Raw genomic sequence first — 24,922 nt, 5'->3', positions numbered from 1 at the left:
TAGGCCACCCGCCGGTAGACGGCCGGTCAACGGGCGGGGTGCCGTCCCCAGGAAGGGGGTTGCGCGGAGACCCCGAACCGCTGACGATCATGCGATGAGCACTGTGATCAGACGGGTACGGGTCGAGGAGTGGGAGCGGGTCAAGGAGATCCGCCTCGCCGCGCTGCAGGACCCGGCCGCGGGCATCGCCTTCCTGGACACCTACGAGAACGCCGCCGCCAAGCCGGACGAGTTCTGGCAGGAGCGCACCGCCGGCGCCGCCGAGGGCGACGCGGTGCACCAACTCGTCGCGGAGGCCGCGGACGGCCGCTGGCTCGGCACCATGACCGTGCTGGTCGAGCTGCCCGGCGGGGACGGCGCCCTCGGCGGCGACGTCGTCACCGTCCCGCAGACCCACGTCGTCGGGGTCTACGTCCGCCCCGAGGCACGCGGCACCGGCCTGGCGCACGAGCTGATCCGGGCCGCCCAGGAGTGCTCCTGGGCGCTCACCGAGCCCCGGGTCCAGCGGGTCCGGCTGTTCGTCCACGAGGACAACGCCCGCGCCGAGGCGATGTACCTGCGGGCCGGCTTCCGGCACTCCGGCGTCTCCGTGCCGGTGCCGGGCGACGAGACGCACCGGGAGATCGAGCTCGCGGTCGAGCGGGGCTGAGCCCCGCTCGTCAGCTGGCCGCCGCCCGCCGCCCGCCGCCCGCAACCCGCAGCCTGCTGCCCGCAGCCCGCTGCTCGGCGCCCGCCGTCAGCGGAAGTCCTCCGCGTGGTCCCGGACCCAGGAGCGGAAGCTGCGGGCCGGGCGGCCGAGCACCCGCTCGACCGTGTCCGTCACCCGTTCCGGCTCGCGGGTGAACGACTCCCAGGCCCGCAGCCGGGACGCCACGAAGGCCGCGTCGCCCCAGGCCGCCGTCAGCTGCTCGCGGGCCGTCTCCGGCGCCAGCTCCTCCCAGCGGACCTCGGTGCCGAGCTCCTCGCCGATGATCCGCACCAGCTCGGCCTGGGCGAGCGACTCGGGCCCGGTGACCACGTACTTGCCGCCGTCGTGCCCGTCCTCGGTGAGCGCCCGGACGGCCACGTCCGCGATGTCGCGCTCGTGGACCAGCGAGCGGCGCGCCCGCCCGTACGGCCAGCGGACCACGCCCGTGCGGACCTGGTCGGCCCAGCCGAGTGCGTTGCCCGCGAAGTCGATCGCCCGGACGAAGGTCCAGGCCGTGCCGGAGCGGCGGATCAGCCGCTCGATCTCCTGGTGGAAGATCACCGCCGGTTCGTCGTCCGCGAGGTCGGGCACGTCCGCCGAGAGGTAGACGACGCGCTCGGCGTGCTCGGCGATCAGCTCGACCACCCGTGGCTGCTCCGGGATCCCGGGCCACATCAGGTAGACGCCGTCCACCCCGCCGTCCAGCGCGGCCGTCAGGCTCTCCGGCGCCGCAAGATCCCCCTCGAAGGCCGCCACCCCGGCGGGCAGCGAGGACGCGGCCGCGTCCCGCACCAACGCCCGTACCTCATGCCCGCCTTCGACCAGCGAGGCCACCACGTGCCTGCCCACACTGCCGTTCGCGCCGATCACCAGAACCTTGGTCATGCCGGGCCCAACTGCGCGAGCGGACCGGCTTATTCCCCTCGCGCGGCCCGGGCGGGGCACTGCCAGTCGGCCGCGTCGAGCTCCTGGCCCGCCGTGTCGCTGAGGTGGAAGCAGTGGCCGAAGGCCCACAGCGTGACCGAATCCCGGCGGTGGTCGACCTGGAAGGGCTGATCGCTGTGCACGGTCCCGGGCCACGAACCGTCCGCTGCGGGCGAGTGGGTGACGACGACCCGGGTCTGCCCCGGCCCGAGCTGGTAGGCGTCGGCCCACGGCTCCACGGTCAGCTCCAGCGGCGTATCGCCGTCGTTCCTGACCAGCAGCCGCGCGGTTCCCCCGGCGAACATCTCCAACACCGCTCCTCTACCTGGACGCACATGCGGCCCGATCATCGCACCGTCGGACCGGCCGACTTTCCCTGCAGGGCTAGGCTCGGTAGATGCTCGAATCCTCGTCAGCCCCCGGCCCCGACGGCGCCCTGCGACTCACCGTCCTGGGGAGCGCCACCCCCTACCCGAGCGCGGACAACCCGTGTTCCGGCTACCTGGTGACCGCCGGGGGAGCCCGGGTGTGGGTGGACGCGGGCACCGGGACCCTCGGGCCGTTGCAGCGGTACGTCCGGCTGGACGGGCTGGACGCGATCTGGATCTCGCACCTGCACGCCGACCACTGCGCCGACCTGCTCACCGCCTACTACGGCGCGCTGTACGCGGACGTGCGGCTCGCCGCGCCGATCCCGCTCTACGGCCCGCCCGGCATCGCCGACCGGCTGGCGGACTTCCTGACCAACTCGGCGCGCCGCAGCCCGGTCGAATCCGCCTTCGCCGTCACCGAGTTGTCCGACGGGCACCGGGTCGCGGTGGGCTCCGGCGCGCTGCCACTGACGCTGACCAGCCGGGCGGTGGAACACGGCATGCCGGCCTTCGCGCTCCGGGTGGAGGCCGGCGGCCGCTCGCTGGTCTACTCCGGCGACACCGCGCCCTGCGCCGCGCTCACCGAACTGGCCGCCGACTGCGACCTGTTGCTGTGCGAGGCGGAGGGCGGCGACCCCGCGCACCACACCGCCGAGCAGGCCGGCGCCACCGCTGCGGCGGCCCGGGCCGGTCGGCTGGTGGTCACCCACGTCGGCCGGACGCTGACCCCGGCGGAGGCGGTGGCCCGCGCCGCGTCCCGGTTCGCCGGCCCGGTCGGGCACGCCGATCCGGGAGCGGTCCTCACGGCCTGACGGGCCGGCCGGATCGACCTGCCCGGCCCGCCCGGCCGATCAACCGCCCACCCGCACCACGTACTTGCCGGTGGCCCGCCCCTCCTGCATCGCGTCGTGGGCGGCCGGTACGGCCTCCAGGCCCGGGAGCTCGGTGAGCGGCACGGTGAGTCCGCGGTGCGCCTGGAGGTCGAGGGTGGTGCGGATGGCCCGGGCGAGGCGTTCGGGCGCGGTGGCGGCGTAACTGCGGTGGCTGTACCCGGTGACGGAGAGGTTGCCGCCCATCAGCCGGCCGAGCGGGGGCAGTGCGTCGAGCTCGCCGCCGCCCGCGTTGCCGAACAGGACGATCCGGCCGCCGGGAGCCGTGACGGCGAGGTCGAGGTCCAGGGCGGCGGTGCCGAGCGGGTCGAGCACGAGGTCGACGCCCCGGCCGTCGGTGGCGGCGCGGACGGCGTCGGCGAGCTTCTCGTCGCGGGCGAAGGCGTGGTGGTAGCCGAGGTCGACGGCGGCGGCGGCCTTCTCCGGGCGGCCGACGGTGCCGATCAGGACGCCCCCGCCGCCGAGCAGCGGGACGAGCTGGGCGACGGCGCTGCCGATGCCGCCGCCGGCCGAGTGCACCAGGACGTTGTCCCCGGCGGTGAGCCGGCCCGCGTCGGTGAGCAGCAGGACGGCGGTGGCGAGGCCGAGCGGCGCGGCGGCGGCCGCGCTGAGCGCCAGCCCGTCCGGGACGGGGACGGTCAGGACGGCGTCGGCGAGCACGACCTCGGCGAGCCCGCCGCCGACGGGTGCGGCCGCGACCCGGTCGCCGACGGTGAGTCCGGTGACGCCTTCGCCGAGCGCGCGGACCGTACCGGCGACCTCCTTGCCCGGCAGGTACGGCCACTCGGCGGTGTAGCCGCCGTCACCGCGACGGGTCATCACGTCCACGAAGTTCAGTCCGGCCCAGGCGACGTCGATCGCGACCTGGCCGGGGCCGGGTCGCGGTGCCTCGATCTGCTGGATCTCGGAGTTCTCGGCTCCACCGGGTGCGGTCATCACCAGTGCGCGCATGTCGGTCCCCCTCGACTACGATGTTCGACGAACGACGAAATTGCCGTGGCACAGTGGTACCACCCCGTTTCGGCGGTTGTCGAACATCGCAGCTCAGAGGAGGTAGGAAGATGCCCCGCAGCACCCGCCGCCGGCCGGCCCTCGCCCACCCCGCGGTCGAGGAGATCGACCTGTACGACGTCCTGCACGCGCTCTCCGACCCCACCCGGATGACCATCGTCCGGGTTCTGCGCGCCGAACCCGAACGGGCCTGCGGCACCTTCCCGGTGGACGTCGCGCCCTCCACGCTCAGCCACCACTTCAAGGTGCTGCGTGAATCCGGTGTGATCAACCAGCGCGAGGAGGCCAACCGCCGGTTCTCCGCGCTGCGGACGGTCGATCTGGAACGGCGCTTCCCCGGCCTGCTCGACACCGTCCTGGCCGCGCTCGCGCGCAACGAGCGCGGAGAGGAGCCCGCCGCCGAGGCGACGTGGCACGGGTGACGGCCGGGGTCAGGCGGCGGCCGCGCGGTGCCGGCGGTGGTACGAGACGGTACGGCCGGACCAGGCCCAGGGTGAGCAGCGCCAGCGCCTCGGTGAGCACGCTCAGGGTGACCGGCCGGACCGCGTCCCAGCCGGTGAAGCCCACCGCGTGGTAGCTCGCGCCGGACTCCTCCCGCGGCCGGGGGAGGGTGTCTCGGCCTTGCCGCAGCCCCGCCGCGGCCGCCGGGAAGGCGGCCTCAGCGCAGCCGCGACGACGACAGGATCGACGCCAGGTGCGCCACCACCATCCCCCAGGTGATCACCGTGATCCCGGCGAGCGTCCACCGGGTGGCGTCCAGATTGTGCAGTCCGGCGTCCACGGCGGCGGCCGCCAGCAGCACCAGCGAGGCCTCGATGCCGTTCGTCACCCGGTGGATCTTGAAGATCGAGGCGAGTCGGCGGGCCGTCGCGATGCCCTGGGAACGCGGCTGGGTGGACTCCTCGTCCGCCGGCGCCTGCCCGCTGCGCGCCCGGGCCACGTCCACCAGGTCCGTCGACGCCTTGAGCAGGACCACGCCCAGCGCGGCCGCCAGACCCGCCGACACCCACAGCTCCGAGCCGCCGCGCGCCGCCCGTACGCCCGCGCCGATCATCAGCGCGGCGTCGGCCAGGTACGCGCCCAGCCGGTCCACGTACACCCCGGCCATGCTGAACTGGCGCTTCCAGCGCGCCACTTCGCCGTCCACGCAGTCGAACAGCAGGAACAACTGGAACAGCACCGCCGCGAGCACCGCGCCGGTCAGACCCGGGATCAGCAGGGCCGCGCCGCCGCCGACCCCGCACACCACCATCACCCAGGTCAGGGTGTTCGGCGAGACCGAGGTGCGCACCAGCTGACGGGTGGTCCGCAGCGAGACCGCCCGCATGTAGAGCCGGCCCGCCCAGTGCTCACCGTTGCGGCTCTGCAGCTTGGCCTGCGGCTGGCACACCTCGCGCAGCTCGGCGAGCGCCGGAGCAGCCACCATGACGTCATCCCTCCACCTGTCCCGAAACGATCACCACAGGCTACGGCCTCCGGAGGGGGCGCCTGACCAGCCGGTACGGCCCCCGGCGACCGGGAAAACCGGTGGGCCGCCCGAATACCCCCGGGCTAGGCTTCCCGGGTTCACCGGAACCGGAGCCCCCGGGCCCGATCGCCCACCCCCGCAAGCCCGTTGACGCCGTTCCGCGCGACGCCGCCCGGCGTGCCGCGGTCCGGTGCGCGACGCTCCGGCGCGGGGTGGAGCGGAGGCGCCCCGGAGGCGGAACGAGGAGAGTCCAGCACCATGGTGACCACGGACACCGCCCCGCAGAGTCCCGAGCCGCAGAGCCCCGCCCTGGCCCGGCTCCTGGCCGGCCACCGGCCGCAGGGCCCGGTCGAGACCGCCGACCACGCCAGGGCGACCGCCCTGGTCGACGCCGCAGCCGCCGCAGACGTCGCCGACGCCTGGGACCGCGGCACCCCGCTGCACTTCACCGCCTCCGCGCTGATCGTCCACCCGCCCACCCGCCGGGTGCTGCTGCGCTGGCACGTCCGCCAGCAGGCCTGGCTGCAGGTCGGCGGCCACGGCGACCCGGGGGAGACCCTCCCGCTGGACATCGCCCTGCGCGAGGGCCTGGAGGAGACCGGCCTGACCGACCTCACCCCCTGGCCCGACGCCACCCTCGTCCACCTCGCCGTGGTGCCCGTCCCGGCCTCGCCCGTCGAACCCGCCCACGAGCACGCCGACCTGCGCTTCCTGCTCGCCACCGACAGCCCGGACGACGCCCGCCCGGAGAACCCGGCCTCCCCGCTGGAGTGGCTGAGCATCGAGGAGGCCCGGCAGCGCACCACCGAGGAGAACTTCCGCGAGACCCTCGACCGCGCCGCCCGCCTGCTCGGCTGAACCACGCCGCCCGGCTGACCACGCCGCCCGCCTGCTCGGCTGAACCACGCCGCCCGGCTGACCACGCCGCCCGCCTGCCCGGCGAGCATGCCGTCCGCCTGCCCGGCCGAACCGGACCACCCTCACCCAAGGACCCCTCATGCACACCGACCAGATCCTCATCTTCGACGCCGACGACACCCTCTGGGAGAACAACGTCCTCTTCGAGCGGGTCATCGACGGCTTCCTGGACTGGGCCGCCGCCCCGGAAGGCCGCGACGGCGCCCGCGCCCTGCTCGACCGGATCGAGGCCGCCAACGCGGCTGCCCTCGGCTACGGCGCCACCGTCTTCCGGCAGAGCCTCGCCGACTGCCTGCGGCAGTTGAACGACGACCGCACCCCCACCGCGGCCGAGCTCGCCCGGATCGACGAGCTGCTCGCCCCGCTCACCCGGCGCGGCGAGATCGAACTGATCGCCGGCGTTGCCGACACCCTCGCCGACCTGGCCGGCCGCCACCGGCTGCTGCTGCTCACCAAGGGCGACCAGGACGAGCAGCAGGCCAAGGTGACGGCTTCCACGATCGACCACCACTTCGGCGGGATCCACATCGTGGCCGAGAAGTCCGTCGACACCTACCGGCAGCTCACCGCCGAACTCGGCCTCGACCCGGACCGCACCTGGATGATCGGCAACTCGCCCAAGTCCGACATCGCCCCCGCCCGCCGGGCCGGCCTGCGCACCGTCTTCATCCCGCACGAGCACACCTGGGTGCTGGAGCACGAGGACCTCGGCCCGGACGGGGCGACGCTGCAGCTCGCGGCCTTCCCGGAGCTGCTGCGCCACTTCTGAGCCGCGGGCGTCCTTCCGAGCCGCCGGGCCGCCCTCGGACGTCCTGCGGGTCAGACCGCGAGTGCCGTCGCCGGGACCTGGCCGGTGCCCCGGTACAGCCAGCCCCGCTCGGAGGCCGACCACACGCTGGTGGTGAGCAGGTAGAGCGCGGCGGCCACCGGCACCAGCATCGCGAACACCACCGACACGAAGGACAGGTACGGCAGCAGCCCCGCCCCCGGCTGCGGGGTGGTCTGCGCGGCCGCCGCGCGCCGGGCCCGGCGGTAGTTGACGTACCCGACCGCCGCCAGCCCGGCGTACAGCAGGCCGAACACCGCGAACTGCCCGGCGCCCTGCGCGTTCCCGACGTGCAGGCCCAGCGGCACCCCGAACAGGGTGTGGTCCAGCAGGTCGTTCGGGGTGGTGAAGAGCCGGTACATGACCGAGAAGAACGGGATCTGCACCAGCATCGGCAGGCAGCCCGCGAACGGCGAGACCTGCTCCTTCCGGTACAGCTCCGCGAGCGCCTCGCGCGCCTTCTCCGGGTTGTTCTTGTGCTTCGCGTTCAGCGCGGCGACCTTCGGCGCCAGCTTCGAGCGGGCCTTCTCCCCGCGCGCCGCCGCCCGCGCCAGCGGGTGCAGGCAGAGCCGTACGGCGAGCACGAACAGGACGATCGCCAGCGCGGTCGGCACGGTGTGGGCGAGCGTGGCGACCACGGCGTGGGCGACGGTGACGGCCGGGTCGAGAACAGACAGAACGGACATGGTGAAGCGAGCCCTCCGGGGTCTCAGGACATGAGTGATCGGCGGAGGACGGCCGCGAAGGAGGTACGGGCAGCCGCGGAAGCGCGGGCACCGTACGGGAGAACTGCGGGACTACGCGGCCGCCGGGGCCGCTCCCGGCGCCCGGGGGCGTCGCCTGCCCCGGGCGTCCGGATCACGCTGCGGAAGGAACGCCGTACGGAACGCCCGGCGCCGCAGCACCCCGCTGCGCACCGCGGCCGGGGCCCGTGCCCCCAGCAACCGCGCCCCGGCGAGGGCCCCCGCGACCGCGCCGGCCACCAGGACCATCGCCGCCACGGCGGCGACGGACGCGAGCCCGCCGCCCTCGGTCACCAACTGCCCGGTCAACACCCGGAGCAGGCCCAGCAACATCGCGACAACATCCACGGCAGGCCCCCCTCTCGATGTCTTCCCGGCTCAGGACGTTCAGCACGACGATCCTACGGCCCCCCGGGTTCCCGGCGCACCGGGGAATTCCTCACGGAGCGTCCACCGCGTGCACCCACACCCGCGTCCCCCCGTCCGCCTCCTCCGCCAGCCACGCCGACTCGGCGAGGCGCTTGTCGTGGCCCGGCAGCGCGTCGGCGACGACGGAACCGTGGCGCAACGCCCCCGCCGCCTTCGGATCCGGCGCCCCGGCCTGACGGAACCCCTCCAGCACACCGCTCCCGAGGTCCGTGCCGGCGTCCGGCGTCAGCGGGATCCCAAGTCCGTTCAGGAACCCCTGCTCCTCGCCCGGCGGCAGCCGGAACGAGAGGAACGCCACGTCGTCCTGGAACCCCTTCCGGTACGCCCACCGCAGCTCGCCCGCCGACCCGGGCACCCGCACCCGCGCGAACGCCGCGACCTCCGCGGAGCCGACCGTCACCCACGACCCGGGCCGCCCACTGTCCGCCGCCGGATGCCGATCCCACTCCCGCAACCAGTACAGGCCTCCCACCGCGCCCGCGGCGAGCACCAGTGGCAGCACGACCCCCAGCAGCAGGGTCCGCCATCGCCGTCGCCTCACTGTCCCTGCCTCACAGCCTCGACCCGCGCACCCTGGCGGCCTCCTCGGGATTCGGCGCCACCGCCGGGACCGCCCTCGCCGTCGTCGAGCCGGACGGTGATCGGCTTGGTCCTGCCGGCGATGTCGTACTCCTTGGCCAGCCCGCTCTGGTGCAGGCTCGCCATGTCGGCGTCCGTGATGTCGGTACCGGCGATCGGCGTGCTCTTGCCGGGGTCCCAGTTGTAACGGTCCCAGACGTTGACCTGGTACTGCAGGGAGACCCGGGGCTTTCCGTCCGGCCCCGGGACGGCCGTCACCACTCCGGACGTGAGGTACGGATGACTCCCGACCGCCAGGAACCAGTTGCGGTCACCGAACGTGCGGTGGGCGACCGGGCTCTCCACGGGGATTGCGACCGGAGCCCCGCCCGACTTCTCGAACGCCACCAACGCGGCCTGCCGCCACTGTGTGCTGTTGGCGGCCAGCTGGACACCCGCGTCCTCCTTGAAGCCGGCGTCGTCGCCGAGCATGCGGTCGACGTCCACGGTGAGGGGCGTGCCGGTCCCGTCCAGGTAGTGCGCCATGTTGACGGAGGCATCCGGGTAGCCGACAAGTGAGCCGCCGCCGACCATGGCGTACGCCATCGCCCGGATGTTCTGCTCGCGCAGGCCCGGCTCCCGGACTTTCCACGGCCCGGCCCCTGTGTCCGGTGCCGACCACTCGTAGCCGGTCGGGCCCAGGATTCCCGCCTTGATCAGCTTCGGTGAATCGGACGCGAGCAGCCCGGCCCGTACGGCGGGGTCGAGGGCCGCCCACCACGCCTTCAGGTCGTTGGGGTTGGTCGGCATGCCCGCGGCCGCCGCCAGGTCTCCCTGGGCGTTGCCGAGCCCATCAGGATGCGTTGCCGGGTCGACCTCCTCCGGGTTGAGCGCGAGGAGGGCGGTGGCCACGGTCCCGTCGGCTTCGGTGGCGGCCGCCACAGCCGCGGTCATGACCTGGACGTGCTGCTGGACTTCGTCCCACTTCCGCTTGTGGTACGCCACCGCCTCAGGGTCGTTCCGTTCCTCGCGGGACAGCCCGGGCAGCGTGACCGAGCCGTCGGCGGCCACGGTCGCCCCCAGGCCCTCGATGTCGCCGATCGCCCGGAGCAGCTTCTGCTTGGCGTCGGCGAAAGCCTTGTTGGCACGGTGCAGGGCCGCGGAGATTGCCAGGGCCTCGAAGTGGAAGGCCGCCATCTCGTCGGCCAGGAATCCGATCTCCCGCGCCGCTTCGTCGGCGGCCGGACCGGTCCATGGTCGATCGCCGGACACGGGGGCGTAGGGACTGCCGCTGCCACCTGTCAGCGGGTGCAGGACGCCGGACCGGACCTGGCCGGCGAGATGCTCCATGTGACCGGAGACGCCGGTCCAGGTGTCGCCCGCGTGGTCGAGGGGCTCGAAGGACGCGGAGCGGAGCTGGGCGAAGGTCACCATCGTTCACGGCCCCTTGAAGGTGGTGGCGGCGGAGGTATCGGCGGCGTGATAGCTGCGTGCCGTGGCGTCCAGACGGTCAGCCGCCAGGCCGAGTCGGTTGTCGAGGCTGGTCCAGCGGGCCTTCCACCAGGTGAGCGCCTGGGAGAGAGCGGGCCCGCTGGCCCACCCGTCGGCCAGCGCTTGGACCGCCGCCGCGGTGTCCGGCTCGGCGCGGGTGACGGAGGACTTGAGTTCACCGCGCAGCCGCCGCGCTTCGCCGCCGGCCTGTTGGAGCACGGCCGGCTGTACAAGGACCGGGGCGCCCGCCCCGGCTGAGCCCGCCCAGGGTCCGGTGGGGCGGGGCAGAGCGGTTGACGGTGGACCGTCCTGGCCGTAGAGCCACGGGTTCTGGTCCTTCTCATCGGTCCCGGCCATGACAGAAGCCCCCCACTTGATCGATTTGTGTTCGAACGTAGTCGACCGGCCGGGGCGGCGGGGCGTGAATCCAGGAACGCGCGGGGTGTAGCCGCCCGTGCTACGCGGGGCTACCGTGGAGGACATGAGGACGATTACCCAGCGGGAGTTCCGGAACAACTCCGCCGCGGTGATGGACGCGGTGGAGGCCGGTGAGACCTTCCACATCACCAGGAACGGGGTCGAGGTCGCGGAGCTGCGGCCGGTGTCCGGGCGGCGGCGGCTCACGGCGGAGGAGCTGGTGGCGCGGCACGTGACGTTGCCGCGGGTGGACTACCAGGAGATGCGCAAGGAGGCCGAGGAGTACTTCGGGCCCGAGGAGCTCGTCGGGGACGAGGGCGACGACCCGTTCGAGCGGCGGCGTGGCTGAGCGCCGGAGGGCGTCCCGGCGGCGGCCCGCCGGGGTGCTGGACACCTGTGTGTACATCGACCTGGCGCTGCTCAACCCCGGCGACCTGCCCGCCGTGCCGGAGCTGACCGCGATCACCTTCGCCGAACTCCAGCAGGGCGTCTCGATGGCCCGCGACCCGATCAGCCGGGCGGCCCGGCTGGAGGTGCTCGGCGCGGCGATGGCCGACTTCGACCCGCTGCCCTTCGACGCGGCCGCCGCCGCCCGCTACGGGACCCTCGTCACCCTGACCATCGCCGCCGGACGGCAGCCGCGCCCGCGCCGGATCGACCTGATGATCGCCGCCGTCGCCTCCGCCCACGGGCTGCCGCTGTACACCCGCAACGTGGCGGACTTCCGTGGGCTGGGCTCGGCGGTGGAGGTCATCGGGGTGTGAGGGCGGCGTCGGCCCCGTTCCTGCTCCGCCGCACGGCGGGCCGCGCGCCGCCCCCCCTCCCCCGAGTGGTCATGACGGGCATTGCAGGAGAGTCGGTCAAGGAAAGGCAGGGCGGGGGTGGGTCGGCCGGACCGTCAGCCCAGCCGGACCGTCCGGCCGGTGGCCGCGGAGGTGCGGGCGGCCTCCAGGACGGTGAGGGTGGCCACCGCGTCGCGCGGGTCGACCGGGGGCGGGGTGCCGGGAGCGGCCAGGGCGGCCGCGACGCCGGCGTAGAAGGCGGGGTAGTCGCCCGGGTCGGTGGGCAGGGAGATCGTGGACCCGTCACTGCCCAGGGTGCCGTAGTGCTCGGGCAGGTCGGCGCCCCACGGGTGGGTGCCGTCCGGGCGGCGGCCCGACCGCAGTTCGGCCTCCTGCGGGTCCATGCCGTGCTTGACGTACCCGGCGGTGTCGCCGAGCACCCGCAGCCGGGGACCGATCAGCGGGGTGATGGCGCTGGTCCACAGGTGCGAGCGGGTGCCGGAGGCGTGGGTCAGCGCGACGAAGGCGTCGTCGTCCACCACCGCGCCGTCCCGCCGCACGTCGATCTCCGCGTACACCGTCTCGACCGGTCCGAACAGGGTGAGCGCCTGGTCGACCAGGTGACTGCCCAGGTCGTACAGGGTGCCGCCGACCTCGGCCGGGTCGGCGAGCTCGCGCCAGCCCGGCTTGGGCTTCGGGCGGAACCGCTCGAACCGGGACTCGAAGCGGTGCACCCGGCCGAGCGCGCCACCGCGCACCAGCCGGCTCGCGGTCAGGAAGTCGCCGTCCCAGCGCCGGTTCTGGAACACCGACAGCAGAACGCCCCGCTCCTCCGCCAGCCGGCACAGCTCCAGCGCCTCCGCGGCGGTGCCGGCCAGCGGCTTGTCCACCACGGTGGCCAGACCGGCCCGCAGGGCGGCGCGGGCCAGCGGCGCGTGGGTGCGGTTGGGCGAGGCGACGACCACCAGGTCCAGCGCGTCCGGGTCGGCGAGCAGCTGCTCGGGGGTGTCGACGGCGCGGGCCTCCGGATGCTCGCGCCGCAGCTGCTCGCGGCGCTCCGGGTTGGCGGTGACCACGGCGTCCAGCCGCAGCCCGGGCGTGGTGGCGATGAGCGGGGCGTGGAAGGCGGAGCCGGCCAGGCCGTAGCCGATCAGGCCGACGCGGAGGGGGCGGGGGGCGGTCAGCGGGTTCATGCGGCCCACTCAATCACGAGGCACCCCTTTGCTCCCGGTCTCCCGCTGCTCCCGCTGCTTCCCCGGCTTCCGCTCCCCGCCCGGGGGCCGACGCGCCCGGGGGCCGTCGCGTCCGGCGGCCGTCGCGTCCCGTTGGACGGTACGTTCTGTCCCCGGCCATCCGTGCGGATTAGGCTGTGCCGCGTCAGGGCCCCACCGCAAGACTTGCAACATTCCGGGAGACACGCACGTGGCAGACCGCAAGCCCATCGAGTCCTGGCTGACCGACATGGACGGTGTCCTCATCCACGAGGGCACGCCGATCCCCGGGGCGGAGGAGTTCCTCCGCCGACTGCGGGAGTCCGGCAAGCCCTTCCTCGTCCTCACCAACAACTCCATCTACACCCCGCGCGACCTGAGTGCCCGGCTGGCCGGCATGGGCCTGGAGGTGCCGGAGGAGTGCATCTGGACCTCGGCCCTGGCCACCGCCAAGTTCCTCAAGAGCCAGCGCCCGAACGGCACCGCGTACGTGATCGGCGAGGCCGGCCTCACCACGGCGCTGTACCAGGCCGGGTACGTGCTGACCGACAACAACCCGGACTACGTCGTGCTCGGCGAGACCCGGACCTACTCCTTCGAGGCGCTCACCAAGGCGATCCGCCTGATCAACGCGGGGGCCCGGTTCATCTGCACCAACCCGGACGAGACCGGCCCCTCCACCGAGGGCGTGCTGCCGGCCACCGGCTCGGTCGCGGCCCTGATCACCAAGGCCACCGGCGTGGACCCGTACTTCGTCGGCAAGCCCAACCCGCTGATGATGCGCGAGGCGCTCAACACCGCCGGCGCCCACTCGGAGACCGCCGTGATGATCGGCGACCGGATGGACACCGACATCGTCGCGGGCATGGAGGCCGGCATGGAGACCATCCTGGTGCTCACCGGCCTGACCTCCGCCACCGACGTGGAGCGCTTCCCGTACCGGCCGACCCGGGTGGTCGCGTCGATCGCGGACCTGGTCGAGCTGGTCTAACCTCTGCGGTGCAGTCGCGAGCCCCGCCCCGGCCGAGCGCCGGGGCGGGGCTCGTTCCGTACGCGTGGGGAGGACCGGGCGGATGAGCACGGCGGGGGACGGTACAGCGGGGGAAGCGGCGACGCGGGGCACGGCAGGGGAAGGCACGGCGGGGGAGGGGCCGGAGAAGCGGGTCACCTGGGCGGAGCTGTACTTCGACCTGGTCTTCGTCTTCGCGATCACCCAGGTCTCCGGACTGCTGCACCACCAGCACGACCTGACCGGCCTGGTCCGGGCCCTGGTGGTGTTCGTGCCGGTGTACTGGTGCTGGGTCGGCACCACCGTGCAGGCCAACATCCGCGACGTGGACAACCCGCGCGACCGTCTGGGCATCCTGCTGGTCGGACTGGCCGGCCTGTTCATGGCGCTCGCCGTCCCGGGCGCGTACGGCGGCCGGGGCGTGCTGCTCGGCGCCGCGTACTGGCTGGCCCGGCTGGTGCTGCTGCTCCTGCTGGTGCGCGTCCCGGGAGTGTGGCGCGGTCCGTACGGGGCCGGGGTGCTGGTCAGCGGACCGCTGCTGCTGGTCGGCGGGCTGCTGCCGGACGGGCCGCGGCTGGTGCTGTGGGCGGCGGCCGCGCTCTGCGACCTGGCCGCGCCGCTTGTGTTCCGGCGGCGGCTCGCCAAGGTGGCCTACCACCCGTCGCACATGCCGGAGCGGTTCGCGCTGTTCCTGCTGGTGGCGCTCGGCGAATCGGTCGTCGGGATCGGCGGCTCGGCCGCCGCGGCCCGGCTGGACGCGGCCGAACTGGCCGCCGTGGCAGCCGCGTTCACCATCTCGGCCGGACTGTGGTGGCAGTACTTCGTGTTCGCGGCGGACGCGATGCGGCACGCCGTGGAGGTCGCCGACTCCCGGCGGGACGTGATCCGGCGGGTCTTCCAGTACGGGCACCTGGCGCTGGCGGCCGGGGTGATCGGGGTCGCGGTCGGCTTCGCGGAGACGGTCGCGGACCCGTGGCGGGCGCTCGGCGCCGGACCGGTGGGGCTGCTCTACGGCGGCTGCGGGCTGTACCTGCTGACCTTCGGGTACACCCGCTGGATGATGTTCCGGCTGGTCTCGACCACCCGGATCGCGGCGGCGGTGGTGGTGCTGGGGCTGCTGCCCGCGATGGTGCGGCTGCCGGCCCTGGTGGTGCTGGTGGTGCTGGCCGTGCTGCTGGTGGCGCTCAACGGGGTGGAGCACGTGCGGGTGGTGCGGGCGGCCTCGGGCGCTGCGGCGGCCCCGGCTTCGGCCGGTGCTGCGGCCTCGGACGGTGCGGCGGCGTCGGCCCCGTCGCCCGTGGAGTGAGTTGTCGGTGGGGCTGTGTAGCGTTCGGGGTGTAAGAGGGCGGGCGGCGCAGCAGCCGCGGTGTGGGAGGTAGATGTCGTGACGGACACGGTCGAGGCGGGCGTGGTCGAGGCCGGCGAGGGCGGCGGGCTGGAGCTGCCCGAGTCCTGGCGCGCGGTGCTCGGTGCCGAGACGGAGAAGCCGTACTTCGCGGAGCTGGCGGCCTTCGTGGCGGCCCAGCGCGCGGAGCACGAGGTGTTCCCGCCGAGCGGCCAGGAGTTCGCCGCGCTGCAGGCCACTCCGTACGAGAAGGTCCGGGTGCTGGTCCTCGGCCAGGACCCGTACCACGACAACGGCCAGGCCCACGGCATGAGCTTCTCGGTGCTGCCCGGGACGAAGACGCCGCCCTCGCTGCGCAACATCTTCAAGGAGCTGGACGCCGACCTCGGCATCCCGGCCCCCGACAACGGCTACCTGATGCACTGGGCCGAGCAGGGCGTGCTGCTGCTCAACGCGGTGCTCACGGTCCGCGCCCACGAGGCCAACTCGCACAAGGCGAAGGGCTGGGAGAAGTTCACCGACGCGGTGATCAAGGCGGTCAGCGATCGCGAGGAGCCGGTGGTCTTCGTGCTCTGGGGCAACTACGCCAAGAAGAAGCTGCCGCTGATCGACACCGAGAAGCACGTGGTGGTCCAGGGCGCGCACCCGTCGCCGCTGTCCGCCAAGCTGTTCTTCGGCAGCCGCCCGTTCTCGCAGATCAACGCGGCGCTGGACGGCTTCGGCGGCGAGCCGATCGACTGGCGGGTGCCGGACCTCAAGCAGGACTGACGCACAGTCGTGCCGCACGTGGCCGTGGCTGGACGGGGTTCGGATTCCCGTCCGCCCACGGCCACGTGCCGTTCACCGGTGGCGGCCGTCGGCCGGGGCCGGGTGTGCTTAGCTGGTGCCGACCGGTCGCCGGACCGGTCCGACGGGGGCGGGAGTCGGCTCGGAGGGGCGGTACGTGCGCGGGGTGGGGCGAGCAGGAACGAGCCGGTGGGTCGGGCTGATGGCGGGTCTGGCGTTGCTGGCGGTCGCCGGGTGCAGTGGCGGGGGCGGTGCGGGCGGCGGGGTGAGCGGATCCCCCGGCGGCTCCGGGGCTCCCGGCGGGACCGGGGTTCCGGGCGGGGCGGGAGCCTCCGCCGTGCCTCCGGCGGCCGGCGCCACGGGCCTCAACCAGCTTCCCGGGCAGGCCTTCTACGTCTCCGACCGCACCAACGCCGCCCAGCAGCTCGCCGTGCTGCGCGGCCAGGGTCGTGCAGCCGAGGCCGATACCCTGCTGCGGATCGCCGCCCAGCCGTCCTCCCAGTGGCTCGGTGAACAGGGCGCCCGGGAGATCACCGACCAGGTGAGCCGCCGGGCCGCCGAGGCGGGCCGGACGGCCGTCTTCGTCGCGTACGACATCCCGCACCGGGACTGCGGCCAGTACTCGGCCGGCGGCGCCGCCGACGCCGCCGCGTACCGCTCCTGGATCACCGGCGTCGCCGGGGCCCTCGGCGACCGCAAGGCCTGGGTGGTGCTGGAGCCCGACGCCGTCGCCCACACCCTGGACACGTGCGGGATCAAGGGCGACCTGGCCGCCGAGCGGTACGGCCTACTGGCCTTCGCCGTACAGGAGTTGAAGAAGCACCCGAACGTCCGGGTCTACCTGGACGCGGGCAACCCGGGCTGGGCGCAGGACCCGGACGAGATGGCCGCGGCGCTGCGCAAGTCCGGCATCGCGGCGGCGGACGGCTTCGCCGTGAACGTCGCCAACTTCTACCCGACCGACCGGAACGCGGACTACGGCAACCGGCTCTCCGCCGCCCTGGGCGGCAAGCACTTCGTCATCGACACCAGCCGCAGCGGCAACGGCTCGGCGGGTGCCGAATCCTGGTGCAACCCGCCCGGCCGGGCGCTCGGCGAGGCGCCGACAACCGAGACCGGGCGGCCCGGGGTCGACGCCTACCTGTGGATCAAGAATCCGGGGGAGTCGGACGGCGAGTGCGGCCGCGGCGAGCCCCGGGCGGGCGAGTTCTGGCTGCCGTACGCGCTCGGGCTGGCGCAGGCGGCGCGCTGAGCGCAGCCGTGCGCGCGGCCCGGCCCGGCCCGGCCCGGCCCGGGGCGTCCGCTCAGCCCGTGACCTGGACCCAGCGGGCGACCGACGGGGTGCCGGCCGCGTCCGTCAGGAACAGCATGTACCAGCCGGGCGGCAGCAGGTTCGGGTTGCCCGGGAGGGCGAGCGAGAGCCCGTCGGCGGTGCGCCCGGTGATGTCCAGGGCGACCGAGCGCTGCTCGACGTCCGTCACGTGGGTCACCGAACTCGGCCGGATCAGCTTGGCGGTGGTCACCGCGTCCGGCCGGGCGGTGCCGATCCGGACGGTGCCGCCGAGCTTCGCCGCCGTGGGTGAGGCCGTCACCTCGGGGCGGTCGCCGTGGTACAGGTACGGCGGGGTGTAGATCTCGATGCGCTGCTCGAAGCCGCCGGGCTGGGTCTCGGCCTTGTCGGCGAACAGCGGGTTGGAGCCCAGGACGGCGACCCGGCCGTCCGGCAGCAGCAGCGCCTCGGAGTGGTAGTCGCGGCCGACGGTGGGCTCGGCGGCGGTGCTGAACGTGTGGGAATCCGGGTGGTACACCTGGGCCTTGAGCAGGTCGCTGTCGCCCCGGCCGCGGTAGCCGCTGGAACCGCCGGTGGTGAACACGGTGTCGTCCGGGAGCACCACGCTGTTGAGGTAGCGGGTCCGGCCGGCCGGCAGGTCGGGGCCCGGGACGAAGGCGGGCTCAGGCGCGGTCAGGTCCACGATGTCGGTGCGGGCCGTGGACAGCGGGGACTCGCCCACCCCGCCGCCGCCCAGCACCATGACCTTCTGGGCCTGCGCGGGCGGCAGCAGCACCGAGGCGGAGGTCTCGGTCAGGTTCGGGTCGCGCAGTCCGGGGACGGGCCGGAAGCCGTTGGTCGACAGGTCCCAGAGGCCCGGCTCGCGGCCCTTGTCGGCGGGACCGTAGCCCGCGTTGGAACCGGAGTAGAAGAGCTTGCCGCTCGCCGTCAGGAAGATCGACGGGTAGGTCGGGAAGTAGCGGTCGGGGCCCTTGGCCCAGGTCTTGGACTTCGGGTCGTAGACCTCGTTGTCGTTGCCGTTGAGGATCAGCCCGGTGTCGTCCAGGCCGGAGACGGTGACCACCCGGCCGTCGCCCAGCCCGGTCAGGGTCGGGTACCAGCGGGCGTGCGCCATGTCGGTGACCTGCTCGTAGAGCTCGGTGTCCGGGTTGAACTCGAAGGCGGAGCGGATGCCCTGGTAGTCCTGCTTGTCCAGGGTCAGCTTCTCGCTCTGCCCGTACAGGTTGTGGGCGTCGACGCCGGTCAGTCCCTTGATCCGGTACTGGGCGGGGGAGTCGCTCACGTAGTCCCGGCCCTCGCCGACCGCCTCGACGAACACGTGCTGCTCGCCGGCCGTGACCACGGTCTGCTTCCCGGCGCCGGTCTTGGTCGCGGCGGGGACGGTCACCTGGACGGTGCTGGCGTACTCCCGGCCGTTCGGGGCGACGAACACCGTGCCCTTGGGGAAGGTGCGGTCGCGCTCCGGGCTCTCGTTGCGCACCCGCATCACGCCGGCCGCCTTCTTCACCGCGCCGTCCAGCTTCTCGTACCGCTGGGTGCCGCCGGCCACCAGCACCCGGCCGTCCGGGAGGGAGGCGTGGCCGCCGCAGAACATGTCGGCGGGGGTGGGTATCAGCTTGTAGGTGTTCTTCGCCGGGTCCCAGAGCAGGCTCTTGAAGGTGCCCGCGTTGAACTGCTTCTCGTCGTTGCCGGAACCGGCCACGATCAGCACCTTGCCGGTGCGCAGCAGGGTGGCGTGGACGGCGTTGACCCGGAACTCGGCGGGCAGTGACAGGGTCTGCCAGTGGCCGTACTGCGCCTTGTACTCCGGGCGGTTGATCACGTACTGGTGGTACTGGTCGCCGGCGAAGCCGAGGACGGCCGGGGCGTTCATCCCGGCGACGGTCAGCGCGACGGTGCTGCCGAGGGCGAAGCGCTTGGTGCGGCCGGTCTTGTGGATCTTCACGGTGGTGGTCCCCTCGGGAGGCGGGCGGGACTGTTCGGTGGGCGGGGCCGGGGGCGGGGCGGCTCAGTGGGCGGGTGTGCCGCTCTCGGCATGGTCGGTACGGTCGGTGTGGTCGGTACGGTCGACGGGGTCGGCGCTCTCGACGTGGTCGGGCGCCGGGTCGGCGGGCGTCGGGTCGGCGGCCCGGACGAGGCGGAGCGTGACCGTCGGGGTGTCGGGCGCGGCCGGGCGGAGGGTGAGGGTCGGGCTGTCGAGCGCGCCGGGCTGGGGTGGTGCCCCTGCCCCTGCCCCTGCCGGTGTCGGCGTCGGTGTCGCTGCCGGCCCGGTGCGGCCGAGGGCATGGCGCGGGCGGCGCTTCTCCAGCAGGACCTTGGGCGTCGCGGTCGGGTCGCCGGTCACGGTCAGGGTGGCGGTGGGCCGGGTGCGCAGACGGCGGACGGCGTCGCCGGCCGAGATCAGCAGCGGCAGCACGGTCAGGCCCAGGGCGATGCAGGCCCAGGTGCGCATCGCCACGTGGTCGTAGCCGGTGCGGAAGGACACGGCGACGGCGCCGCCGAACACCGCCGCCCAGAACAGGTGGTACCGGAAGGTGCCGAGCCGGTCGGCGCTGGCCTCCCGGCCCTTGGGCGTCACCACGAAACCGCCGCGGCGGCGCACCAGCGTCTGGAGCAGCGAGGCCGCGTACACCGGGCCGCAGAGCGCGGACATCACCATGCCCGCGATCCCGGAGGAGCCGGCCGGCTCGTGCGGGCTCACGTTGTGCTTGCGGTTCCAGGTGTAGAGCAGGAGTTGGAGCGCGGCGGCGTCGCTGTAGAGCATCATCCAGAGCTCCGAGGAGACGTGCACGCCGGAGGCGCCGAAGCCCAGGTAGAGCACGCTGGACACCCCGCCGAGCAGCCAGGTGAGCGCCGCCATCGGGTAGAAGCCCACCATCAGCGTGTAGTTGAGCAGTCGGCCGGGGGACAGTCGCCAGAGCACCCGCCAGTACTGGGTGAGCAGGGTCTCGTAGGTGCCGCGGCTCCACCGCAGTTGCTGGGAGAAGAAGTCGGTCCAGGAGGACGGGCCTTCGCCGACGGCGAGGACGTCCGGGGTGTACACGGACCTCCAGTTCTCCCCGGTCTCCGGGTTCCGGGTGCGATGGAACTCCAGACCGGTCGCCATGTCCTCCGTGATGGAGTCGTACAGCCCGCCGATCGACTGGAGCGCGCGGATTCGGACGGCGTTGTTGGTGCCGACGAACATCGGTGCGCCGTAACGGTTTCCGGCGCGCTGGATGAGTGCGTGGAAGAGGTATTGCTGGCTCTCGGAGAATTTGGTGACGGCCGAACCCGAGCTGCGGTAGTTCCCGTACACCTGAGGTCCGACCACGAATGCGACGTCCGGATCGCGGAAGTAGCCGAGCATGCGCTCGCAGAAGTCGGGCAGCGGCACGTGGTCGGTGTCGACGGACACCCAGAAGTCGTAGTCGTCGCCGTGGGCCTGGAGCCAGGCGTTGTAGTTGCCGTGCTTCGACCGGGCGCGGAACCGCCCCTTCGGCCGGTTCCAGTGCGGTCGGCCGGAACGGGTGAAGTGTCGGACGCCCAGCTCGGCGCAGAGGGCGCGCATTGCAGGATCGTTTCCCTCGTCCAACAGCCAGACGTCGTACGGTCCTTCGTGCCGGACTCCGCGCGCCGCCACCAGCGTGGCCCGCACCATCTCCGGCGGCTCCTTCCCCGGCACGCAGGTGGTGAGGAACGCGACCCGGGTGCCGGACTCCGGCGTCACCGGTATCGGGTCCCGGGCCACCAGGGTGGCGTGGGTGTTGGAGACCACGTTGACCAGCCGGAACAGCTCGACCACCGCGATGATCCCGATCATCACCTTGTCCCCGAGCAGCACCAGGACGTCGGTCTCGTCCGCGCGTTCCGGCCAGTGCTCCGGCAGCAGCAGCCAGACCAGCAGGACCGCCTCCACCAGCGGGGCCGCCACCAGGAGCAGGGCGGCCCGGAACCGGTGCGGATCGTGCCGCAGCAGGCTCCGGTACTGGACCCGGTACGGGGCGCCCGGCTGGGTGCCCGGCCACGGCCCCCGCTGTGGGCCCGACCCCGTGCCCGCTGGTGCCCGCGCACCGTCCGGCTCCGGCCGGTACACGCCGGCCCCGAGCTCCCGGTCCTCGCCCGGGTCGACGGCCGGGCCCGCCAGGCGGCTGAAATGGCCGTAGTCGTACGGGGCTTCGGGCACCGGCTCGGTGCGCAGCGCGGCCTCGTCGAGCTGCCCGGCACCCCGGCGGCTTCGGACCGGTCGGCCTTCGCGGGTCGTTCCGGCGTCCCTCCGTCGCGCGGACGGGTCGGTCATGACGTGCTCCCCCCGGAGTTCTGCGGCTTGCTGTGCTCGGCGGCGCTCGCCTCGCCCCCGGAGCCGCCCGGGCAGAACGCGATACCGGGAATCCCGTACCGGGAACCCGATACGTGGAGTGTGTGCGACCGGATCGGCAGTGGGCCGGCACGACGGCTTCGAATGCGGGATCCCGGCGCGCGATCCAGCTTCCCCACCGGGCGCGACGGGATCCGTGGCTTGCTCAACTCTCCTGGAGCGTAACGCTGATCGCAACAGTTCCACACGACGATCGCTGCTCGGGCGTGAAGATACTACGGTTCCCGGCCACGGTGGCCTGCGATGGTGCTAATGCAGCGGAATTCGGCACGGCGGTGAGTGGACGGTGCCACAGCGGGTACGCGAACGGCCGGACCGCCGAGGGGAGTTGCCGCCCCAGGTGCGGTCCGGCCCGAGTCGGAACGGTCGCGGCCGGCGGGGTACGGACACCCGCCGGCCGTGGTGAGCAGTGATCCGGCGCAGCCGGACCCGGTCCGGGCCCGTCAGCCCGCAGCGCCGAGGAAGCTCTCCCAGCCGCCGGACGGCGCCTGGCCGACGTTGAGGGTGCGCAGCTTGCGCAGGGTCGACTGGTCCTGCACCTCCAGCCATTCGACCAGCTGCTTGAAGGAGACCAGGCGGACGTCGGGCTTGCCCGCGATCGACTTGAGGGCCTCCTCGACGGCGTCCATGTAGATGCCGCCGTTCCACTGCTCGAAGTGGTTGCCGACGAAGAACGGCGCGCGGTTGCTGTTGTAGGCGCGGTCGAACCCGGCCAGGTAGGAGTTGGTCGCCTGGGTGCGCCAGTCGTTGTACTTGGACGGGTCGCCCTTGGTGCTGCCGCTGGACTGGTTGGCCAGGATGTTGTAGTCCATCGACAGGACCTGGAAGGTGTGCCCGGGGAAGGGTATGGACTGGAGCGGGAAGTCCCAGATCTTGCCGTCCTGCACCTTCTGCGGCCATATCTGGAGCCCGCCGGAGGAGCTCGCGTCGTACTTCCAGCCCAGCTTCGCGATGGTCGGCAGCAGCGCCTTCTGGCCCTCCAGGCACGGGGTGCGGCCGCCGATGAGCTCCTTCTTGTAGTCGAAGGGCAGCGGGTCGACGTCGGTGAAGCCGGTGTTGGTCCGCCACTGGGTGACGAAGGAGATCGCCTGGTCTATCTCGCTCTGCCAGTCGTCCGGGGTCCACATGTTGACCCCGTTCTTGTCCGGACGGCTGGAGCAGAAGTGCCCGTTGAAGTGGGTGCCGATCTCGTGCCCGGCGAGCCAGGCCTGGCTGACCAGCTTGAGGGTGCTCTTGACCGCACCGTCCGACAGGTACGGGATGTCGGAGGCGCCGACCGCGTGCTTCGGCGGGTGGTACAGCTGGGACTTGCCCTTGGGCAGGGCGTATATGCCGGAGAGGAAGAAGGTCATGGTGGCCTTGTACTGCTCCGCCAGCTTGAGGAAGCGGGGGAACTGGCCGTCGTCGGTGCCGCCCGCGCCGTCCCAGGAGAAGACCACGAACTGCGGCGGGCGCTCGCCCGGCTTCAGCTTCTCGGGCTTGGGCTGGTTCGGCTGCGGACCGGTGTCCGCGTTGGATCCGTCGCCGATCGGGGCGCCCTTGGGCACCACCGCCTGGGTCGGGTCGGTGGTGCCGCTCTGGCCGGCGGTGGCGTTGCCGCCGGAGGAAGGTGAGGTGGAGTTCTGCCCCGAACCGGATCCGCCGCTGGAACAGGCCGAGACCGCGCCGAGGGCTGCGGTCGCAGCGGTTGCACTGAGCACCGTCCTGCGCGAGATGCTGGTCATGGTCTCCCCTGGGTGCCGATCGACCGGTGGTGAGGGCGGTCCGGGCCGCACCGGTCAAATCGGGCAATTGATGAATATTCCGCCGTTAGCATGTCATGTCGCCGCAGCGGCTTCCAAGGTCGCCGGGCTCCGATGACAGTGAACACGCCGGGGGCGCCCGGCTGGGCTGCAGGGATTCGTCGTCTGTTGCGGTCCTGTGACGCTTCGCATTGCGTGCCGTCAGGGGAGTACGGTACCGCCGCTCCGTCGGCCCCGGTCAGAGTTCGTCAGCGCTCGGTCCGGGGCATCGCCCGTAAGGGACAATTGTGCTCCTGGCAGTGCCCCGAGGCCGGACGCGGCCGGAAGTCGTCGGACGCCACCGGGCGTTCCGAGGACCGGTCAGAGCACGACCAGCCGCCGGTGACGGCGCACTACTCGCGCGATCGCGGTGCTGACGGCGGTGGCCGCCGCGCAGGAGACCGCCAGGCTCAGCCAGGCGGTGTTGAACCAGTGGCTGTTCAGCCAGCCCAGCGTCACGATGTACGCGGCCCAGACCAGCGCCGCCAGCGCCGACCAGTGCAGGAAGCGGTGCGGATGAGCGGGGGAGTGGCCGATGGCCAGGTCCAGGACGGTCCGCCCGGCCGGCACGAACCGTGCGATCACCACCATCGCGGCCGCCCCGGCGTGCGGCCGCTCGATCAGCGACTGTTGGACCCTGGCCACGCTGGCCGCCAGCTTCGGACGCCGGGCGAGCCGGCGCTGCAGCAGCGGGGCCCCGCGCCGGGCCAGGTGGAGCAGGAGGACGTCCCCCAGGAACGAGGCCACCGCCACGCCCAGGCCGAGCAGCACCGGGGCGCCGTTGATCTGAGCCGTCTTGAGCACGGCCAGGATGACCAGCGTGCCGCTCGGGATGAAGGGGAGCAACGCGTCGCCGAGCACGGCGAAGAGCGCAAGGGCGCAGATCCACGAGGATCCGATCGCCGCCACGAAGTTCAAGGCCGTACTCCCTCCACGCCGCCCCGGTGGAGCGGGTGGCTCTGAGGCCAACGCTAGCGCTTCGACTTTTCATGCCATGAAGCACCCCGGTGCGCCGGAGGTCACAGTGCGGGGCGACGGCCCGCGGGTCCGGTCACGGGGAACGGGCCAGCCGCGGCCGACGGGACCCGACGGCCCGGCGTCGACGGGCCGAGGGTGGCGGGCGGGGCGGGGGCGGCCGGAAACGGAACGAGCCCCCGGGGCGGGGTGCCGCACCGAGGGCTCGCAGGGATCGATCGGCGCTGGTCCAGCCCGACGACCTTGCTGACGGAACGCGGATCCGCTCGGTGATCCAGCTCCTGATCATCAGCCTGCCCGATGCCGGTGGCCGACCGCGAGCGCTCCGGATGGCGACTTCCGACCCTGGCGGAAAGTCGCCATCCGTGTCCACCCGCTGGCGCTGAGTCATCCGAACGGTCGGTCGGGCGGCCGCTGCGGACGGGCCGGACCCGCCCCCGGACGCGCGCGAATCTCATGCGAATCTCATCCCGGGCCGCCCCCGGGCCGCCCCCGGGCCGCCCCCGGGCCGCCCTCGACCGCCCTCGAACCGCACCGACATCCGACGGTCGGTACGGGAACAGCGAGCCCCTGACCGTGGTTGACCCCGGTCGGCAGCGACTGCCGGGCCGTCCGAGACCCGCGGCCGCCGATGACGGCCGGCTCGGAGGA

25 protein-coding genes are annotated in these 24,922 nt (G+C 73.2%); 11 read left to right on the top strand and 14 right to left on the bottom strand.

The features are described 5' to 3' along the window. Positions 1–94: 94 nt before the first annotated feature. The gene (locus ACZ58X_RS18180; RefSeq protein ID WP_470334631.1) at positions 95–649 is read left to right on the top strand and encodes a GNAT family N-acetyltransferase; all 555 of its coding nucleotides are present in this window, start codon (positions 95–97) and stop codon (positions 647–649) included. A gap of 87 nt (positions 650–736) precedes the next feature. Here the strand turns inward: ACZ58X_RS18180 and ACZ58X_RS18175 are convergent, their stop codons facing one another. Together ACZ58X_RS18175 and ACZ58X_RS18170 are read right to left on the bottom strand one after the other, a co-directional pair. Continuing rightward, positions 737–1,573, bottom strand: a complete 837-nt coding sequence (locus ACZ58X_RS18175; RefSeq protein WP_470334630.1) for an NmrA family NAD(P)-binding protein — start codon at positions 1,571–1,573, stop codon at positions 737–739. A 29-nt stretch (positions 1,574–1,602) separates the two neighbouring features. Further along, entirely contained in the window at positions 1,603–1,917 is a 315-nt protein-coding gene (locus tag ACZ58X_RS18170) for a hypothetical protein (protein ID WP_470334629.1), read from the bottom strand. A gap of 92 nt (positions 1,918–2,009) precedes the next feature. Here ACZ58X_RS18170 and ACZ58X_RS18165 point away from each other — a divergent pair, with 92 nt between their 5' ends. Next, the gene (locus ACZ58X_RS18165; protein WP_470334628.1) at positions 2,010–2,795 is read left to right on the top strand and encodes an MBL fold metallo-hydrolase; all 786 of its coding nucleotides are present in this window, start codon (positions 2,010–2,012) and stop codon (positions 2,793–2,795) included. Positions 2,796–2,834: 39 nt separating this feature from the next. On the opposite strand, the gene ACZ58X_RS18160 is transcribed toward ACZ58X_RS18165, so the two are convergent. Further along, positions 2,835–3,824, bottom strand: coding sequence for a quinone oxidoreductase family protein (locus ACZ58X_RS18160; protein WP_470334627.1), 990 nt, complete (start codon positions 3,822–3,824; stop codon positions 2,835–2,837). 110 nt (positions 3,825–3,934) lie between these two features. Here ACZ58X_RS18160 and ACZ58X_RS18155 point away from each other — a divergent pair, with 110 nt between their 5' ends. Beyond that, entirely contained in the window at positions 3,935–4,306 is a 372-nt protein-coding gene (locus ACZ58X_RS18155) for an ArsR/SmtB family transcription factor (protein ID WP_470334626.1), read from the top strand. 236 nt (positions 4,307–4,542) lie between these two features. Here the strand turns inward: ACZ58X_RS18155 and ACZ58X_RS18150 are convergent, their stop codons facing one another. After that, positions 4,543–5,310, bottom strand: a complete 768-nt coding sequence (locus ACZ58X_RS18150; RefSeq protein WP_402485895.1) for a CDP-alcohol phosphatidyltransferase family protein — start codon at positions 5,308–5,310, stop codon at positions 4,543–4,545. A gap of 300 nt (positions 5,311–5,610) precedes the next feature. On the opposite strand from ACZ58X_RS18150, the gene ACZ58X_RS18145 reads away from it, so the two are divergent. Together ACZ58X_RS18145 and ACZ58X_RS18140 are read left to right on the top strand one after the other, a co-directional pair. Beyond that, a complete protein-coding gene (locus ACZ58X_RS18145) occupies positions 5,611–6,210 on the top strand; it encodes an NUDIX hydrolase (RefSeq protein WP_470334625.1) in 600 nt (199 codons plus the stop codon). 139 nt (positions 6,211–6,349) lie between these two features. Continuing rightward, positions 6,350–7,039, top strand: coding sequence for an HAD family hydrolase (locus ACZ58X_RS18140; RefSeq protein WP_470334624.1), 690 nt, complete (start codon positions 6,350–6,352; stop codon positions 7,037–7,039). 50 nt (positions 7,040–7,089) lie between these two features. Here ACZ58X_RS18140 and ACZ58X_RS18135 read toward each other — a convergent pair whose 3' ends face one another. The 5 genes from ACZ58X_RS18135 to ACZ58X_RS18115 form a co-directional block, all read right to left on the bottom strand. Next, entirely contained in the window at positions 7,090–7,782 is a 693-nt protein-coding gene (locus tag ACZ58X_RS18135; protein ID WP_470334623.1) for a YidC/Oxa1 family membrane protein insertase, read from the bottom strand. Positions 7,783–7,893: 111 nt separating this feature from the next. Then, positions 7,894–8,187, bottom strand: coding sequence for a DUF6412 domain-containing protein (locus ACZ58X_RS18130; RefSeq protein ID WP_470334622.1), 294 nt, complete (start codon positions 8,185–8,187; stop codon positions 7,894–7,896). Positions 8,188–8,278: 91 nt separating this feature from the next. Further along, a complete protein-coding gene (locus ACZ58X_RS18125) occupies positions 8,279–8,809 on the bottom strand; it encodes a hypothetical protein (protein WP_470334621.1) in 531 nt (176 codons plus the stop codon). Beyond that, positions 8,806–10,260, bottom strand: a complete 1,455-nt coding sequence (locus ACZ58X_RS18120) for a hypothetical protein (RefSeq protein WP_470334620.1) — start codon at positions 10,258–10,260, stop codon at positions 8,806–8,808. The genes ACZ58X_RS18125 and ACZ58X_RS18120 overlap by 4 nt, the downstream gene beginning before the upstream one ends. A 3-nt stretch (positions 10,261–10,263) precedes the next feature. Next, on the bottom strand, positions 10,264–10,536 hold the full coding sequence (locus ACZ58X_RS18115; RefSeq protein WP_470334619.1) for a hypothetical protein: 273 nt from the start codon (positions 10,534–10,536) through the stop codon (positions 10,264–10,266). 262 nt (positions 10,537–10,798) lie between these two features. Between ACZ58X_RS18115 and ACZ58X_RS18110 the strand changes: the two genes are divergently transcribed. Both ACZ58X_RS18110 and ACZ58X_RS18105 read left to right on the top strand, forming a co-directional pair. After that, on the top strand, positions 10,799–11,083 hold the full coding sequence (locus ACZ58X_RS18110) for a type II toxin-antitoxin system Phd/YefM family antitoxin (RefSeq protein ID WP_470334618.1): 285 nt from the start codon (positions 10,799–10,801) through the stop codon (positions 11,081–11,083). Then, positions 11,076–11,498, top strand: coding sequence for a type II toxin-antitoxin system VapC family toxin (locus ACZ58X_RS18105; RefSeq protein ID WP_360240710.1), 423 nt, complete (start codon positions 11,076–11,078; stop codon positions 11,496–11,498). The genes ACZ58X_RS18110 and ACZ58X_RS18105 overlap by 8 nt, the downstream gene beginning before the upstream one ends. A 134-nt stretch (positions 11,499–11,632) precedes the next feature. On the opposite strand, the gene ACZ58X_RS18100 is transcribed toward ACZ58X_RS18105, so the two are convergent. Further along, a complete protein-coding gene (locus ACZ58X_RS18100; RefSeq protein WP_470334617.1) occupies positions 11,633–12,709 on the bottom strand; it encodes a Gfo/Idh/MocA family oxidoreductase in 1,077 nt (358 codons plus the stop codon). A 229-nt stretch (positions 12,710–12,938) separates the two neighbouring features. Between ACZ58X_RS18100 and ACZ58X_RS18095 the strand changes: the two genes are divergently transcribed. The 4 genes from ACZ58X_RS18095 to ACZ58X_RS18080 all read left to right on the top strand — a co-directional run bounded on the left by ACZ58X_RS18095 (position 12,939) and on the right by ACZ58X_RS18080 (position 17,119). After that, a complete protein-coding gene (locus tag ACZ58X_RS18095; RefSeq protein WP_470334616.1) occupies positions 12,939–13,718 on the top strand; it encodes an HAD-IIA family hydrolase in 780 nt (259 codons plus the stop codon). 82 nt (positions 13,719–13,800) lie between these two features. Then, positions 13,801–15,042 carry a low temperature requirement protein A gene (locus ACZ58X_RS18090; RefSeq protein WP_470334615.1) on the top strand — a complete coding sequence of 414 codons (1,242 nt, stop codon included), beginning with the start codon at positions 13,801–13,803 and terminating at the stop codon, positions 15,040–15,042. A 78-nt stretch (positions 15,043–15,120) separates the two neighbouring features. Further along, the gene (locus ACZ58X_RS18085; RefSeq protein WP_470334614.1) at positions 15,121–15,849 is read left to right on the top strand and encodes a uracil-DNA glycosylase; all 729 of its coding nucleotides are present in this window, start codon (positions 15,121–15,123) and stop codon (positions 15,847–15,849) included. Positions 15,850–16,204: 355 nt separating this feature from the next. Then, positions 16,205–17,119 carry a glycoside hydrolase family 6 protein gene (locus tag ACZ58X_RS18080; RefSeq protein WP_470334613.1) on the top strand — a complete coding sequence of 305 codons (915 nt, stop codon included), beginning with the start codon at positions 16,205–16,207 and terminating at the stop codon, positions 17,117–17,119. Positions 17,120–17,171: 52 nt separating this feature from the next. On the opposite strand, the gene glxA is transcribed toward ACZ58X_RS18080, so the two are convergent. The 4 genes from glxA to ACZ58X_RS18060 all read right to left on the bottom strand — a co-directional run bounded on the left by glxA (position 17,172) and on the right by ACZ58X_RS18060 (position 24,205). After that, positions 17,172–19,103, bottom strand: a complete 1,932-nt coding sequence (glxA, locus tag ACZ58X_RS18075; RefSeq protein WP_470334612.1) for a radical copper oxidase GlxA — start codon at positions 19,101–19,103, stop codon at positions 17,172–17,174. 63 nt (positions 19,104–19,166) lie between these two features. Continuing rightward, positions 19,167–21,437 (bottom strand): glycosyltransferase family 2 protein, encoded by a 2,271-nt coding sequence (locus ACZ58X_RS18070; protein WP_470334611.1) that lies wholly within the window; start codon positions 21,435–21,437, stop codon positions 19,167–19,169. A gap of 521 nt (positions 21,438–21,958) precedes the next feature. After that, positions 21,959–23,239 (bottom strand): polysaccharide deacetylase family protein, encoded by a 1,281-nt coding sequence (locus ACZ58X_RS18065; RefSeq protein WP_470334610.1) that lies wholly within the window; start codon positions 23,237–23,239, stop codon positions 21,959–21,961. A gap of 378 nt (positions 23,240–23,617) precedes the next feature. Then, positions 23,618–24,205 (bottom strand): DedA family protein, encoded by a 588-nt coding sequence (locus ACZ58X_RS18060; RefSeq protein WP_470334743.1) that lies wholly within the window; start codon positions 24,203–24,205, stop codon positions 23,618–23,620. Positions 24,206–24,922: the final 717 nt, after the last annotated feature.

The sequence above is a fragment of the Kitasatospora sp. NPDC040550 genome (genome assembly GCF_055594965.1).
The sequence above is the reverse complement of the archived record's forward strand: the minus strand, read 5'-3'. Positions and strand labels throughout refer to the sequence as shown.